General features: G+C 62.0%; 13 protein-coding genes. 8 read left to right on the top strand and 5 right to left on the bottom strand.

What is annotated here, in order from left to right; genetic code table 11:
• The first annotated feature begins 6 nt into the window (after window positions 1–6).
• The 7 genes from HU742_RS07940 (at window position 7) to HU742_RS07970 (ending at window position 8053) form a co-directional block, all read left to right on the top strand.
• Complete coding sequence (locus HU742_RS07940) at window positions 7–1449, top strand: mechanosensitive ion channel family protein (RefSeq protein ID WP_186642182.1); 1443 nt, start codon at window positions 7–9, stop codon at window positions 1447–1449.
• 135 nt (window positions 1450–1584) lie between these two features.
• A complete protein-coding gene (locus tag HU742_RS07945) occupies window positions 1585–2025 on the top strand; it encodes a carboxymuconolactone decarboxylase family protein (protein WP_186642183.1) in 441 nt (146 codons plus the stop codon).
• Between the two features lie 182 nt (window positions 2026–2207).
• Window positions 2208–2630: an HPF/RaiA family ribosome-associated protein gene (locus tag HU742_RS07950; protein WP_186639945.1), complete on the top strand. Its 423-nt coding sequence runs from the start codon at window positions 2208–2210 to the stop codon at window positions 2628–2630.
• 10 nt (window positions 2631–2640) lie between these two features.
• Complete coding sequence (locus HU742_RS07955) at window positions 2641–3816, top strand: baeRF3 domain-containing protein (protein WP_186639943.1); 1176 nt, start codon at window positions 2641–2643, stop codon at window positions 3814–3816.
• 178 nt (window positions 3817–3994) lie between these two features.
• A complete protein-coding gene (locus HU742_RS07960) occupies window positions 3995–4495 on the top strand; it encodes a sigma-70 family RNA polymerase sigma factor (RefSeq protein WP_186642184.1) in 501 nt (166 codons plus the stop codon).
• Window positions 4496–4532: 37 nt separating this feature from the next.
• On the top strand, window positions 4533–5516 hold the full coding sequence (locus tag HU742_RS07965) for a FecR family protein (protein WP_186642185.1): 984 nt from the start codon (window positions 4533–4535) through the stop codon (window positions 5514–5516).
• A gap of 98 nt (window positions 5517–5614) precedes the next feature.
• Window positions 5615–8053, top strand: a complete 2439-nt coding sequence (locus HU742_RS07970; RefSeq protein WP_186642186.1) for a TonB-dependent siderophore receptor — start codon at window positions 5615–5617, stop codon at window positions 8051–8053.
• A gap of 78 nt (window positions 8054–8131) precedes the next feature.
• Here HU742_RS07970 and HU742_RS07975 read toward each other — a convergent pair whose 3' ends face one another.
• Entirely contained in the window at window positions 8132–9283 is a 1152-nt protein-coding gene (locus HU742_RS07975) for an MFS transporter (RefSeq protein ID WP_186639941.1), read from the bottom strand.
• Window positions 9284–9464: 181 nt separating this feature from the next.
• On the opposite strand from HU742_RS07975, the gene HU742_RS07980 reads away from it, so the two are divergent.
• Entirely contained in the window at window positions 9465–10454 is a 990-nt protein-coding gene (locus tag HU742_RS07980) for a diaminopimelate epimerase (protein WP_186642187.1), read from the top strand.
• A 58-nt stretch (window positions 10455–10512) separates the two neighbouring features.
• Here the strand turns inward: HU742_RS07980 and codA are convergent, their stop codons facing one another.
• The 4 genes from codA to queD all read right to left on the bottom strand — a co-directional run bounded on the left by codA (window position 10513) and on the right by queD (window position 14510).
• The gene (codA, locus tag HU742_RS07985) at window positions 10513–11760 is read right to left on the bottom strand and encodes a cytosine deaminase (protein ID WP_186639937.1); all 1248 of its coding nucleotides are present in this window, start codon (window positions 11758–11760) and stop codon (window positions 10513–10515) included.
• Between the two features lie 11 nt (window positions 11761–11771).
• Window positions 11772–13043, bottom strand: a complete 1272-nt coding sequence (gene codB, locus HU742_RS07990) for a cytosine permease (RefSeq protein WP_186639935.1) — start codon at window positions 13041–13043, stop codon at window positions 11772–11774.
• A gap of 187 nt (window positions 13044–13230) precedes the next feature.
• Window positions 13231–14061: an alpha/beta fold hydrolase gene (locus HU742_RS07995; protein ID WP_186642188.1), complete on the bottom strand. Its 831-nt coding sequence runs from the start codon at window positions 14059–14061 to the stop codon at window positions 13231–13233.
• 92 nt (window positions 14062–14153) lie between these two features.
• On the bottom strand, window positions 14154–14510 hold the full coding sequence (queD, locus tag HU742_RS08000) for a 6-carboxytetrahydropterin synthase QueD (RefSeq protein ID WP_003203918.1): 357 nt from the start codon (window positions 14508–14510) through the stop codon (window positions 14154–14156).
• Window positions 14511–14528 lie beyond the last annotated feature (18 nt).

Raw genomic sequence — 14528 nt, forward strand, 5'->3', positions numbered from 1 at the left:
CCCCTGATGCTGTCCCTGATCACCGATCACCCGCTGCTCAGTGCCCTGGCGTTGCTTGTGCTCGACTTGCTGTTGTGGCGGCTGGTCAGTGTTGATCGGACCTATTGGAAAATCGGCGGGCGGCTGGTGATTTTTTCGTTGTTCAGCATGCTGCTGTTCAACGAAGGGCTCAATCCCATGGAGCCGGCGCAGTGGGTCGACGATGTGCCACGGCACTTGGCCGCGACCGGTTTGCAGATTGCCTGGTGGCTGTTCGCCGCGCGGACCCTGACGGTCATGATCGGCGCGGTCATGATGCAACGGGTCGGCCATACCGGGCGATTGCTGCAGGATCTGCTCGGCGCGGTGATCTTCCTGGTTGCTGTCATCGCGGCGTTGGCCTACGTGCTGGATCTTCCGGTCAAGGGCGTGCTGGCGACGTCCGGTGCGATGGCGATCATCGTCGGCCTGGCCTTGCAGAGCACGCTCAGCGATGTGTTCTCCGGGATCGTGCTCAACACCACCAAGCCCTATCAAGTCGATGACTGGATTTCCATCGATGGCACCGAAGGCCGGGTCACCGACATCGACTGGCGGGCGACACGGTTGCAGACTTCCCAGGGCAGTATGGCGGTGATTCCCAACTCACTCGCGGCGAAGGCCAAGATCGTCAACTTCAGCCGGCCCAGCGATATGCATGGCTTGTCCGTGAGCTTGCAGGTCAGTCCTCACGCGCGTCCGCAAAAGGTAATCGACGCGCTGGAGCGGGCAATGATCGGCTGCCGCGCGCTGCTCGCCAGCCCGGCGCCTTGCGTGACGCTGAAAAGCACGGGAAGCGCTGGCGCGGAATACGAGATCAGCGGGTTCGTGGCTTCAATGGGGCAGAAGCGCGAAGTACGCAATCAATTGTTCGACTTGGCGTTCCGGCATTTGCAGGCGTCAGGCGTCAGCCTGTTGTCCACCGGCGAAAGCACCGCGGCGATGGGGGCATCGCGTCCCCGGGCGCTGTTGGAGAGCTCCAGCATTTTCTCTACGCTGCGCCCGGATGAAAAGGATACCTTCAGCCAGAACATGACGTTGCAGACCTTTCGCGCCGGTGACATGATCCTGCCCGCCGGTGAGGTCAGCGATCATTTGTTCATCATCGAAACCGGCGTGATCAGCGTCACCCTGATTCGCAACGGCCAACCATTCGAAGCCGCGCGCATGGGGCCGGGCGAGGTGATTGGCGAAGCTGGAATCGTCTCCGACCAGGCCACCCTGGCAAGTTTCTCGGCCAAGACTTTCTGTACCCTTTATCGCATCGAGAACAGTTACCTCAGGCCCTGCCTGGATGCCCGCCGCGACATCAGCGACGCGATGAAAAACCTGCTGGACGTGCGCATGCACTTGGCCCAGAACCTGACGCGCGACGTGCCCAAGCCGATCGCCAAGAAGCGTTTTTTGCAGTGGCTGCGCAGTCGGGTCTGACACAAAAGCGTGCGGTCATTTCCATCGGTAAACCCGGTCTCCATTGGCCACCCGAACTTCCCAACAATTGGCTATTTGTCCCGCGCCTGTGCAGGGCTAACGTAGCGCCACACCCCAATTGTCCAGGAGTTCAAGATGCAACCACGTATCGATTTCCACGCCGCTTCCCCAGATGCCTACAAAGCCATGCTGGCCCTGGAAACCGCGGTCTCGAAACTGGGCCTGGAAAAGTCCCTGCTCGAACTGGTCAAGCTGCGCTCTTCGCAAATCAACGGCTGTGCGTTCTGCATCGACATGCACACTGCCGACGCGCGCAAGAGCGGCGAGACCGAACGTCGACTGTATGCGGTGACTGCCTGGCGCGAGGCGCCATTCTTTACCGGCCGCGAACGCGCCGCCCTGGCCTGGACCGAAGCACTCACACGCCTGAGCGAGACCCATGCTCCCGACGCAGACTACGCATTGCTGAGCGAGCACTTCACGCCCAAGGAAATGGTCGACCTGAGCGTGGCAATCAACGCCATCAACGGCTGGAACAGGTTGGCGGTGGGCTTCCGGAAAATGCCCGAGGCTTGAGGCGCTCAATCGCGCATTGGAAAAAAAAGCGGGAGCGCTTCGCAGCGCTCCCGTTTTTTTATTCATCGCCGCTGCGTTTGGCCAGGGCATTGGCCAGTCATCCCGCGCCGGGAACTTCGCCCGCTGGATCTTCTTCTACCTACAACAGGCGGCGTCAGCCGTCTTTTGCAAAGGAGTCGATCATGCAAGTTCAAGTCAACAGCAACCATATCGAAGGCAGTGCCCGATTGCAGGAATGGGTCGGCAGCACGGTGGTGGACGCGCTGCAGCGTTTCGAAGATCAACTGGCCCGCGTCGAAATCCACGTCAGCGACGAGAACGCCCAGAAGGGCGGCGCCGCTGACAAACGCTGCCAGATCGAGGCGCGCCTGCAAGGCGTTGCGGCCATTTCCGTTAGTCACAAGGCTGAAAGCCTGGAGCTGGCGGTGGAGGGCGCCGCCGAGAAAATGCTGCATGCGCTCGATCATCAGATCGGCAAACTCAACCCCGCCGTCGAATCCATGGGACGCGTGACTGCCCCTGTGGATGAAGCTCCGCCGGAAATGGTAGACGCCATGTTGGAGGAGGATTTCCTCGAAAACCAAGAGGCTCGTGGCAAAGAATAAGGAGACAATCATGACCGCTCATCAACCCTTCAGCCAACAAGTGCTGGCCGAGCTCCTGGCGTTCGACGAACAGCCGAGCCTTTCGTTGTATATGCCCACACACCGCACATTCCCGGAGCGCAGCCAGGACCCGATTCGCTACAAGAACCTGGTGCGCGAACTGCAAACCCAACTGGAAAACCAGCACCCTGGCCTCGATTGCACGCCGTTGCTCGAGCCTTTTCATGCGCTGGTGGACGACCAGGATTTCTGGAACTCCAATCGCGACGGCATCGCGGTGTTTGGTGCACGTGACTATTTCAAAGTCATCGCCGTGAACCAGCGTTTGCCGCAATGCGCCTTCGCCAATAGCCATCCTTACCTCAAGCCGCTGCTGCGGCTGGTCCAGTCAACCGAACGATATCAAGTGCTGTGCCTGACCCGTAATGAAGTCTGGTTGTACGAGGGCTCTTGCGAGCAGCTGGAAAAAGTCGAGTTGGCCGAACAGGTTCCGCGTAACCAGAACGAGGCCTTGGGCGACGACCTGACCTCGGGCGACCAGCAAGGCTTTCCCAACGGTTTCAGCCGCAGCAGCGAGCGCGGCGATCCGATGATGCATGAGTCCGCCGGCGGCGGTAAGCAAGATGAAATCAACCTGGACCGCGAGCGCTTTTTCCGTGCTGTGGACAAAGCCATCCTGCAATACCATTCGCAACCTTCAGGGCTGCCGATGATTGTCGTGGCCCTGCCGGAAAACCAGGCGGTGTTCCGTGCCGTCAGCCATAACCCGAACGTGCTGGCGCAGGGCATCGAAGGGGATCCTTCGCGGTTGGGCCTGGAAGAGTTGCGGGTCCAGTGCTCGAAACTCATGGCCCACAGCCACGCCGACCGAGTGGTCGACAGCCTGAATCGTTACGGCGTCGCGGTGGGGCAGGGACGGGCGTTGGACAACCTGGCCAACATTGCCAAGGCCGCTTGGGAGAGTCGTGTCGCGTTGCTGCTGGTAGAGGCCGAACGGCAGGTTCCCGGTCAGCTCGACCCGGACAAGGGCAGGCTCATCATCGACGAAACCGGCGACGAACAAGCCCCGGATGTGCTGGATGAACTGATCCTGGCCGTGACCCGGCAAGGCGGTGAAGTGATCGTCGTACCACCCGAGCATGTCATGCCGACCGATAGCGGAGCGGCGGCGGTGTGTCGGTTCTGACCCGACATCCGTTGTGGTAGCGAGCTTGCTCGCGATAGCGCACTGGCAGTTGCCATCGCGAGCAAGCTCCACGGGCTGATGCTCGATTTCAAGCTTCGGATGACAGGTGCCGTAATAGGTTTGCTTCATATTAATAGGAAGCATTACTATTCACGCCCCGTTCCCACAGCGCGCCGCGATGATCCCCAAGCTGCCTCGCAGACCCGGCTTTTTCGAACACTACGAAGAGTTGATCGGCACCTGGACCCGTCGCCTGCGCAATCGCCAACAGGCCGAGGACCTGGCCCACGACACCTTTGTGCGGGTGCTCGAGTCCGATTCGGCGCAAGTTGAACAGCCACGCGCTTATCTGCACCAGACAGCGCGCAACATTGCAGTGGATGGTTATCGGCGTGAAGAGCGACGGGGCGCCCTGGAGGAAGTGGCGTTCGACACCTGTCATTCGCTTGCCGGCGACCCGGAGCATTACATGCACGCGATCCAACTGGCCGACTCCATCGAGCGGGCACTCGCCGAGCTGCCGGCCAACTGCCGCACGGTGTTTATCTGGCAGAAGATCGAAGGCCTGACCCAGGCGGAAATCGCCGAACGCCTGGGCCTGTCAAAAAACATGGTGGAAAAGTATATGATCCGCACCCTGCGCCATCTGCGTGATCGCCTGGACGGGACCGATCAATGACCGGTCGTCATCTTCCACCTGAGCCACAGGACCTTCCATGATGGATAGCCGTGAATGCGCCTGCGGGCAGAGCAGGGTTCGCGACGAGGCGGCACAATGGTTCGTGCGCCTGCAAAGTCCCGTCATGGGTGTCGACGAGCGTGAGCGTTTCGAGGCCTGGCTGGGCGAACACCCCAACCACCGTGACGAAATTCAACTGCTGCAGGGAATCTGGAGCGCAACGGACTTGCTGCCCAGGGAGCGGTTGCAAGCGTTGTGCGAGCCACCCGCCGAACGCCCGAGGCGCCGACCGCTGCTGCGCTATGCCGTGGCCGCCGGGTTGCTCGTGGTCGCGGTCGGGCTGGGGCTGTTCAGCGGCTTGGGTGCTTCAGGTGACTACAGCGGTGAATTTGCCACGGCCCTGGGTGAGCGCCGGCATGTCGCGTTGCCGGACGGCTCGCTGATCGACCTCAACAGCCGTAGCCATGTGCGCATTCTGTTCGAGCATCGCGTGCGACGGGTGGAACTGGTCGAGGGCGAAGCACTGTTCAGTGTCGAGCATGATACCGCGCGCCCGTTTACGGTCGATGCGGGCAGCGGCCAGGTGACGGTGACCGGTACGCGCTTCGATGTGCGCCGCGATGCCGACAGCACTCGCGTCGCCGTGGAAGAGGGCAGCGTCAAGGTCCGGGGGCGCGACGCCCCGGCGTCCGGGGGCGTCAGCCTCACGGCGGGCCTGGGCACGCGGATCGATGCCCAAGGCAAGGTTGCCGCGCCTTACGCCGTCAATGCTGATGAACTCACCGCGTGGCGCAACGGCAAGCTGGTGTTCAATAACGCGCCACTGAGTGAAGTGGCTGAGGAAGTCTCCCGTTATCGCGCCAAGCCCATCAGGGTCGCAAACGCTGCCGTGGGCAACTTGCGCCTGACCAGCGTGTTTCGCTCGGACAACCCCGAGGCGCTGCTCAAGGCCTTGCCGAACGTCCTGCCGGTGGCCGTGCGCACGCTGGATGACGGCAGTCAGGAAATAACTGCGAAATAAATTCAGGTTTTTTTCGAGTTCTTCGTCTTCTTGTCCAACTGCAACTGGTTTGCATTAACAGACGCGTATTCTTGCGATTCGACAGGACAAGGTTCGACGTGAAAACTTCCGCCAAAAACAACAACCGCACCCCCGCCCGCTGGCTGCCGCTAGCCCTTGCCCTGGCCGTCAGTGCCGGCTTGTCCCAGGCCTATGCCGATCAGGCCGCCACGGCCATCCATATCCAGGCGCAACCGTTGGGCCAAGCGCTGAGCCAACTCGGCCAGCAGACGTCTTTGCAGGTTTTTTTCAGCCCGGAACTGGTGAGCGGCAAACAAGCCCCGGCGGTAGAAGGCAACCTGTCCCCAGAGGCTGCCTTGCGTCAGTTGTTGCAGGGCAGCGGCCTGCAATACCAGGTCGATGAAGGCTCAGTGACCGTCCTGCCGGCACCATCGGCATCCGCCGCCGGCCCGTTGGAGCTGGGAACCACCGACATCCAAGTGGTCGGCGACTGGCTCGGCGACGCCAACGCCGAAGTCGTGCAGAACCACGCCGGTGCACGGACAGTGATCCGCCGTGAAGCGATGGTGGAGCAGGGCGCCATGAACGTGGGCGACGTGTTGCGCCGCGTGCCCGGTGTGCAGGTGCAGGAGGCCAACGGCACCGGTGGCAGTGACATTTCCCTGAACGTTGGCGTGCGCGGGCTCACCTCGCGCCTGTCGCCGCGCTCCACGGTGCTGATCGACGGCGTACCGGCGGCATTCGCGCCCTATGGCCAGCCGCAGCTGTCCATGGCGCCGATTTCTTCGGGTAATCTGGACAGCATCGACGTGGTCCGTGGCGCCGGTTCCGTGCGCTACGGGCCGCAAAACGTCGGCGGCGTGATCAACTTCGTGACCCGCGCCATCCCGGAAAAAGCCACCGGTGAGATCGGCAGCACCCTGGAAACGTCCCAGCGCGGCGGTTGGAAGCTCATCGACACGGCTTTTCTCGGCGGCACCGCTGACAACGGCATGGGCGTGGCGCTCCTCTATTCGGGCGTCAACGGCAACGGTTATCGCCGCAGCAACAATGACAACGACATCGACGACGTGATTCTCAAGACTCATTGGGCGCCAACCGATGTCGATGACTTCTCGCTGAACTTCCACTATTACGATGCCAAGGCCGACATGCCCGGTGGCTTGACCCAGGCCCAATACGACGCGGACCCGTACCAGTCCGACCGCGACTGGGACAACTTCAGCGGTCGGCGCAAGGATGTGTCGTTCAAGTGGATCCGCGAGATCAGCGAGCGCACCCAGGCCGAAGTGCTGACCTACTACTCCGACAGCTACCGCGGCAGCACCATCGCCTCTCGGGACCAGCGCAACCTGGTGTCGTACCCGCGCACGTATTACACCTTCGGTATCGAGCCTCGGGTGTCCCATGTGTTCGACCTGGGGACGACCACCCAGGAAGCCAGCGTCGGTTATCGCTACCTCAAGGAAGGCATGCACGAAGAGGCCAGTCGACTGGCATTGCGCAACAACGAACCCGTGGTGCGTCCGGGGTCCGATGGCCACGTGTATCAGGATCGCACCGGCGGCACCGAAGCTCACGCGGTGTACATCGATGACAAGATCGACGTCGGCAAATGGACCATTACTCCAGGCATTCGCTTCGAAAGCATCAGCACCGAATGGCACGACCGCCCGGTGCTCGACACCGCCGGCCGTCCTGTGCAGGAAAAGCGCCGCAGCATCGACAGCAACGAGCCGCTGCCGGCCTTGAGCGTGATGTACCACCTGTCCGATGCCTGGAAAGTGTTCGCCAACTACGAGACCTCGTTCGGCAGCCTGCAGTATTTCCAACTGGGCCAGGGCGGCGATGGCAACAACACCGCCAACGGCCTGAGCCCGGAGAAGGCCAAGACCTATGAAATCGGCACGCGTTACAACGATGACGTGTGGGGCGGGGAAGTGACGCTGTTCTACATCGATTTTGACGACGAGTTGCAGTACATCAGCAACGATGTCGGCTGGACCAACATGGGCGCCACCAAGCATCAGGGCCTGGAAGCTTCGGTGCATTACGACATGGCCGCGCTGGATCCACGCCTCGACGGCCTGACCGCCAGCGCCGGTTTCACCTACACCCGCGCGACCTATGAAGGCGAAATCCCCAGCTTCAAGGGCCGTGACCTGCCGTTCTATTCCCGCCAAGTAGCCACCGTGGGCCTGCGCTATGAGGTCAACCGCTGGACCTACAACCTCGACGGCTTCGCCCAATCCAAGCAGCGCTCACCGGGCAACAGCGTGAATCCCGACGGCAGCTTCAGCGACAACTACATCACCGACGGCAGCGCCGATGGGCAGTACGGCGACATGCCGGGCTACATGCTTTGGAACGTACGGGCCGGCTATGACTTCGGCGAGCAGCTGTCAAACCTGAAAGTCGGTGCTGGGGTGAAGAACCTGTTCGACCACCAGTATTACACCCGTTCCAGTGACAACAACTCGGGCATCTACGTCGGCGCGCCGCGTACGTTCTTCGTGCAGGCGAGTGTGGGGTTTTGATCCAGTACCCGGCGGCTTGAAACGCAAATCTCGTGGCGAGGGAGCAAGCTCCCTCGCCACGGGTGAATCTACAAGGCTTCAGACCTTCAACACCTTCCCACTGGCCGCCACCGCTACCAACGACATCGCAATCAAACCGAACGCGATGCTCAAGCTGCTGCCATGGGCAACGAACCCTATCAGCGCCGGGCCGGCGAGGATGCCGGCGTAGCCGATGGTGGTGATGGCCGGGACGGCAATGGCTTCCGGCATCAGGGTCTGTTTGCCGACGGCGGTGTAGAGCACTGGCACGATGTTCGAGCACCCGGCGCCGACCAGCGCATAGCCGAGCAGCGCCGCTTGCCACATTGGGGCGAGAGTCGCCATGAAAAAGCCCGCTGCGGCGATCGAGCCGCCATAGATGATCACGCGCCTGGCACCCAGGCGATGCACCACGGAATCGCCCGTCAACCGGCCGACGGTCATGGTCAGCGCAAACGCGGCATAACCCAGCCCGGCGTAGGCGGTATCCACCGCGCGCTCGGTGGTCAGGAACACCGCGCTCCAGTCCAGTACCGCACCTTCGGCCAGGAACACGATAAAGCACAGGATACCGATAAACAGCACCACGCCATGGGGGATGGCAAACGCCGGCCCCGAGCTTTCACTGCCGTAGGGCAACAGGTGCGGCGCAGCCTTGAACAACGCCACCAGCAACACCGCGTTGACCACCAGGGTCGCCGCCAGCGGCGACAGCCCCAGGCCGAGCAGGGCGCTCACACCCGCCGCGCCGATGATCCCGCCGAGGCTGAACATGCCGTGGAAGCCCGACATCATGGTCTTGCCACTGGCCCGCTCGACGATCACCGCCTGCAGGTTCACGGTCGAGTCCACGGTCCCGAGCCCGGCGCCGAACAGGAACAGTGCCGCCACCAGCCAGGGTAGCGAGGTCATCGTCGCCAGCAGCGGCAAGGCCAGGCAGATCAGGATCGTGCCGCCACTGAGCACCCGACGGCAGCCGAACCGCGTCGCCAGCGCGCCGGAAATCGGCATCGCCAGGATCGACCCGACCCCAAGGCACAGCAGCAGCAACCCGAGGGTGCCTTCGTCCAGATTCGCCCGCGCCTTGGCGTAAGGCACCAACGGCGCCCAGGCGGCGATGCCGATACCTGCGATGAGATAGGCGATGCGGGTGGACATCTGTTCCAGGCGTCCGGGAACAAATGTGGGAGGGGGTGTAATTGCAGTCATGAAACGTCCTTGGCTTTCGTGCGGTGCGGTGATGCAGGTGGGGGCCTATGCTTGCATATCCACTGACCTCGCTGCGACCCCAAGGTGCCGACGCGATGTTCGCACCCACCACAAGCTTTGCCCCTGTGGGCCCAGCCGGCATAAAGTGGCGATTCTTTCGCTGGTTGACCGGATCAGGTGCATGACACGATTTTATGATGCGCGTGGCAATATTTATGGCGTGGTTTCACCGCAGCAGGTCCGTGCCCATGGCATTGACTTGCCGCTGTCTGCCGCCCAGGCCGCACAAACGCGAGAAGCCTGGAGCACCGCCGCCGTGCAGGCCTTCTGCGGTTGGGCACCGGGAAAGGCACCGCCGGACGCCAAGGCCCATCGCAGTGACGGTTTATTGATCGGCCCGTTCCAGGACGAGCCGCCCTTTGATCTGCTGATCGTCAATACCGACGGCACACTGGCCGAGCGCAGTGGCAATGGGCTGACGATTTTCTCCCTGTCGCTGCAAGAACGAGGATGGCTGCCGGAGGATGATGACTGCCTGCTACAGGTTCATCACGACAAGCACGGCGGCTCACCACTGCAAACATCGGTTCGCGCCGCTGAATTCGAAGGTGTCAAAGGCTTTTGGCTGGACTTGGGCGCACCGTCGTTCGGTCCCTTGGCCGTCGATGCCGAAGGCACGGAAAGCGTGACGTTCAACCAGTGCGACGTGAGTCGCGTTCCACCGCTTCATGCATTGAACCTGGCCTGGTGCTACAGCCAGTTCGTGCGCATCGGCAATCCTCATTGCGTGACCTTGGTGGATGACGCGGCCGCGCTGCCGAGCCTTGCACAGATGCGCGCCGAGCCGCTGTCGCAAAACCTGGCTCGTATTGCCTATGCGGCGCCCGGCGGGACGGGGATGCCTTGTTTGGCGGGGGTAAACCTGCAGTGGGCATCGCCCACGGCCGAGGGACGGATCGACGCCCGGGTGTTCGAGCGGGGCGAAGGTCCCACCGCGTCGTCTGGCACCAGCGCCAGCGCCGTGGCCAGCGCTGCGTGGCGGGTGGGCTGGGTGAAGGCCGGGCCGGTGCGCGTCGTGATGCCCGGCGGCACTGCGCCGATCCTGCTGGAGGAACAGGCGGGTGAATTGGTCCGGGTCAGCCTGTTCGGCACGGCGCGGCTTCTGCCATAGCGTATCAGCGCGCCAATGACGTTTCCACTGGCAAGCTCCCGCTCGCCGATTTTGCGCTTCAGCCCAACTGCGGGCCAAATTCCACCACCGGCATCTGCCGTTTCATCAGCACTTCGCCGTTGCGGATCGAGTAGATCGGCAGGCCTTGGCTGCGGATCACTTCGTAGTCGCTGTCAGCCGAGAGGATCAGCAGGTTCGCCGGGCGTCCGGGTTCCAGCCCGTAGCGTTCGCCCAGGGCCATGGCCTTGGCGCTGTTGTCAGTGACCAGGTCCAGCGCGCTTTGCAGGTTGCGGTAGCCGAGCATATGACAGATATGCAGGCCGGCTTCGAGCACTCGCAGGATATTGCCGTTGCCCAGTGGATACCACGGATCGACGATGGAGTCCTGGCCGAAGCACACGTTCATCCCGGCTTCGAGCAGCTCATTGACGCGGGTGACGCCGCGGCGTTTGGGGAAGTTGTCGAAGCGTCCTTGCAGGTGAATGCTTTCGGTGGGGCAGGATACGAAGCTGATGCCCGAATGCCCCAGCAGGCGGAACAGTTTGGCGCAGTAGGCATTGTCGTAGGAACCCATGGCCGTGGTGTGGCTGGCGGTCACCCTGGCGCCCATGTCGCGGCTGCGGGCTTCTTCGGCGAGCACTTCCAGGAAGCGCGAATGCGGGTCGTCGGTTTCGTCGCAATGCACATCCACCAGGCAGCCGGTGCGCTCGGCCAGGTCCATCAGGAACTTCACGGAGCTGACGCCCTGGTCGCGGGTGTATTCGAAATGCGGAATGCCGCCCACCACGTCGGCGCCCATGCGGATGGCTTCCTCCATCAGCTCGCGGCCGTTGCGGTAGGACTCGATGCCTTCCTGGGGGAAAGCCACGATCTGCATGTCGACCAGATGACGGCTTTCCTCGCGCACTTCCAACATCGCCTTGAGCGCGGTGAGCGCCGGATCGGTCACGTCGACGTGGGTGCGCACATGCTGGATGCCATGGGCGGCAAGGGCCTGCAGGGTTTTCTTGGCGCGGGTCTTGGTGTCTTCCTCGGTGATGGTGGCCTTGCGTTCGCCCCAGCACTCGATGCCCTCGAACAGCGTGCCGCTCATGTTCCAGCGCGGCTCACCGGCGGTGAGGGTGGCGTCCAGGTGGATGTGCGGCTCGACGAAGGGCGGCACCACCAGGTTGCCGCCGGCGTCGAGGTCTTCGGGCCCCAGGGTGGGGGCCTCGGTCTGGCGGGCGATGTTGGCGATCAGGCCGTTTTCCAAGTGCAGTTCATGCAAGCCTTCGCGGTTGCGCAGGCGGGCGTTGATGATGTGCATCGGACAATCCTTTATAGGTCTTGGAGTGGCGCGGTGGCGGTGCGGCTACCCAGTACGCCGATCAATAGCACATACGTTAGCGCGCCGGTGGCGATTCCTACCAGTGGCGCGATCCATGGCGAGTTGAATGCCGCGAGGGTGCCGACGCCGTAGGCACATAAGCCTGGCCAATTGAACGCCGGCAGTTGCGCCTCGGCCAATCGAGGATAGCGACCACGCCAGCGGAAGAAGAAATCGGCCATGATCACGCCGCCAATGGGCGGGATGACCGTGCCAAGCAGGATCAGATAAGGCACCAGCATGTCGTACATGCCCAGTAGCGCCAGCAATGTGCCGATCACCGCGCCAGCCAGTGTGACCGTCCTGCGGCGACGGGTGCGCAGCAGGTTGCAGCCGGCCACGGCGAAGTTGTAGATGGTGTTGTCCTGGGTGCTCCAGATATTGAGCAGCAGCATGGCCATCGCGGCCATGGCGAAACCCTGCAACAACAGGACTTCGACCACGTCCGGCTGCTGATAGACGATGGCTCCGTAGGCACCGATCAGGACCATCAGGCCGTTGCCGATAAAGAAGCCAATCAGGCTGGCCAGGACCGCGACCTTCGCTGAGCGGGAAAAACGTGTCCAGTTGGTCGCCTGGGTAGCACCGCTGACAAAGGTGCCAAATACCAGCGTGATCGCGGTCGACCAGTCCAGGCTGCCCGTGGGTACCACCGCCAGCAGGCCATCAAGGCCGCCGACCTTATCCGTCGCTACCCACATGGACAGCATCAGCAGCAACATCATCGCCGGGACGGCGATGTACGAGAGGATTTCCAACCCTCGATAGCCAATGTAGGCCGTGGCGCAGAACCCCAGCCCGAACAGCACCATCAGCCCCAGCACCGTGCCTTGGTTCAGTTCGAAATACTTGCCCAGCACCACCGCCGCGGTGGCCGTGCCCCAGGCATACCAGCCGATCTGAGTGAAACCCAGGATCAAGTCGCTGAGCTTGCTGCCCACCTCGCCGAAACACAAGCGCCCCATCAACACCGAATTGAGCCCGCTCCTGAAGGCGATGTAACCCAGGCCTGCGGCATACAGGCCCAGCAGCAGGTTGCCAATGACGATGACGCTGAGCATCTCGGCGAAACCGAACGCCACGCCCAGCTTGCCTCCGGCAAACATGGTCGCGGTGAAAAAGGTGAAGCCCAACAGCACCATGGCCGTGGAGGCCAAACCCTTGCGCGCATGCATCGGCACTTCGCTCAAAGGATAGTCGTTGCCCGGATCGTTCTGAGTCATGTGGCGTTCCTTGCGGAAAATAGGAAAAACGCAAGCGTGCAGCGGCCGTGCCAAACCAGCGATCCCCGGTTATCTATAGCCAAGTTGTGGATCCGATGGGGTTCAAGGAACAAAAGCGGAGCAGGGATGGGGCAAGTTGGAACACGGACCGTCCGGCTCAGAGGCCCGCTTCCACGAAACGATGCGTTCAGGTCTGAACGTGCACCAATAAAAATCGCAACAGCGCCGCGACGACGGCTTCCGGCGCGTCTTCCTGAACCAAGTGCCCGGCGTTCGGTACCGGGTGAAACTGCGCGCCCGGAATCATGTTGTGCAGCGCCCGGCCGCGCTCGATGGGGATCCATTGGTCATCCTCGCCCCAGAGGATTTGCGTCGGGCAGCGCACTTGCGGGTACAGGTCCTGGACCTGATGGGTGTAGCACTCGTCCATCTGCGCAATCTGCCGATAGAGCGCGGCCTGGCCGGTCTCGCCGAGCCATGGCTGCACATAGGGCGCCAGTTCTGCGTCCGGGATGTCTCGTTTGATTGCGCCGCGGATATACGCCGGCACGATGGCTCGCTGAATGTAATCGGGCAAGCCGCTGAACGCCGCTTCATGCTGGCGCACGTGCTGGACAAAAGGTGAACCCCAGGGCGACAAAGCCACCGGGTCGATCAGCGTAAGGCTTCGGTAGTCCTTGCCATCGAGCAGATGCGCACGCAAGGCGGTGGCACCGCCGAAGTCATGGGCCACGACGTCTGGACAGTCCAGGCCCCAATGCTCAAGCAGCCGTGCGAACAAGCGGTTCTGCACGCCGAGAGACACATCGGCGTCAGGTTGCGCGGACTGGCCGTAACCCAGCAGGTCGAAGTAATGGACTTTATGCGTGGTGAAGAACAGCGGGGCGATCCGGTGCCATACATAAGAAGAGAATGGCGTGCCGTGCACAAACACCAGCGACGGGCCGTCGCCTTGGACGGCGTAGCGGATGGGGTATCCGTCGAAGTTGTAGACCTGATCCAGCGGCCAGTGGGTCATGATTGTGTCCTCTTGGCATGTTCGAGCCAGAAAGCATAGACACAAAACCCTGACGCGAGTCTGCAGACAACAACCTGTGCGAGGGGATTTATTTACTCGCCGTGATAGATGCAACCGCTGGTGCAGGTCTCATGGATACGAATGGCGCTGAGTTCCGGCAGCAACGGCTTCAACTCGTTCCAGATCCACTTGGCCAAGACTTCGCTGGTGGGATTTTCCAGGCCCGGAATGTCATTAAGGTAGTTGTGGTCCAGGCGCTCGTAGAGCGGCTTGAAGATCGCCTTGATTTCCGAGAAGTCGCGAATCCAGCCGGTGTGCGGATCGATGTCGCCACTGAGGTGGATTGCTACCTTGAACGAGTGACCATGAAGGCGACCGCACTTATGGCCATCCGGCACGTGAGGCAGGCGGTGGGCGGATTCGAATGTAAATTCCTTGAAGATTTCCATAGATTTGGCTCTTTGAAT

It is taken from the genome of Pseudomonas marvdashtae, assembly GCF_014268655.2.
In the GTDB taxonomy this organism is placed as follows: Bacteria; Pseudomonadota; Gammaproteobacteria; order Pseudomonadales; family Pseudomonadaceae; genus Aquipseudomonas; species Aquipseudomonas marvdashtae.

Bases quoted from the DNA above. Each gene is read 5' to 3' on its own strand.
- HU742_RS07940 (WP_186642182.1), top strand. From the start codon at position 7: ATGCTGTCCCTGATCACCGATCACCCGCTGCTCAGTGCCCTGGCGTTG.
- HU742_RS07945 (WP_186642183.1), top strand. From the start codon at position 1,585: ATGCAACCACGTATCGATTTCCACGCCGCTTCCCCAGATGCCTACAAA.
- HU742_RS07950 (WP_186639945.1), top strand. From the start codon at position 2,208: ATGCAAGTTCAAGTCAACAGCAACCATATCGAAGGCAGTGCCCGATTG.
- HU742_RS07955 (WP_186639943.1), top strand. From the start codon at position 2,641: ATGACCGCTCATCAACCCTTCAGCCAACAAGTGCTGGCCGAGCTCCTG.
- HU742_RS07960 (WP_186642184.1), top strand. From the start codon at position 3,995: ATGATCCCCAAGCTGCCTCGCAGACCCGGCTTTTTCGAACACTACGAA.
- HU742_RS07965 (WP_186642185.1), top strand. From the start codon at position 4,533: ATGATGGATAGCCGTGAATGCGCCTGCGGGCAGAGCAGGGTTCGCGAC.
- HU742_RS07975 (WP_186639941.1), bottom strand. From the start codon at position 9,283: ATGACTGCAATTACACCCCCTCCCACATTTGTTCCCGGACGCCTGGAA.
- HU742_RS07980 (WP_186642187.1), top strand. From the start codon at position 9,465: ATGACACGATTTTATGATGCGCGTGGCAATATTTATGGCGTGGTTTCA.
- codA (WP_186639937.1), bottom strand. From the start codon at position 11,760: ATGCACATCATCAACGCCCGCCTGCGCAACCGCGAAGGCTTGCATGAA.
- codB (WP_186639935.1), bottom strand. From the start codon at position 13,043: ATGACTCAGAACGATCCGGGCAACGACTATCCTTTGAGCGAAGTGCCG.
- HU742_RS07995 (WP_186642188.1), bottom strand. From the start codon at position 14,061: ATGACCCACTGGCCGCTGGATCAGGTCTACAACTTCGACGGATACCCC.
- queD (WP_003203918.1), bottom strand. From the start codon at position 14,510: ATGGAAATCTTCAAGGAATTTACATTCGAATCCGCCCACCGCCTGCCT.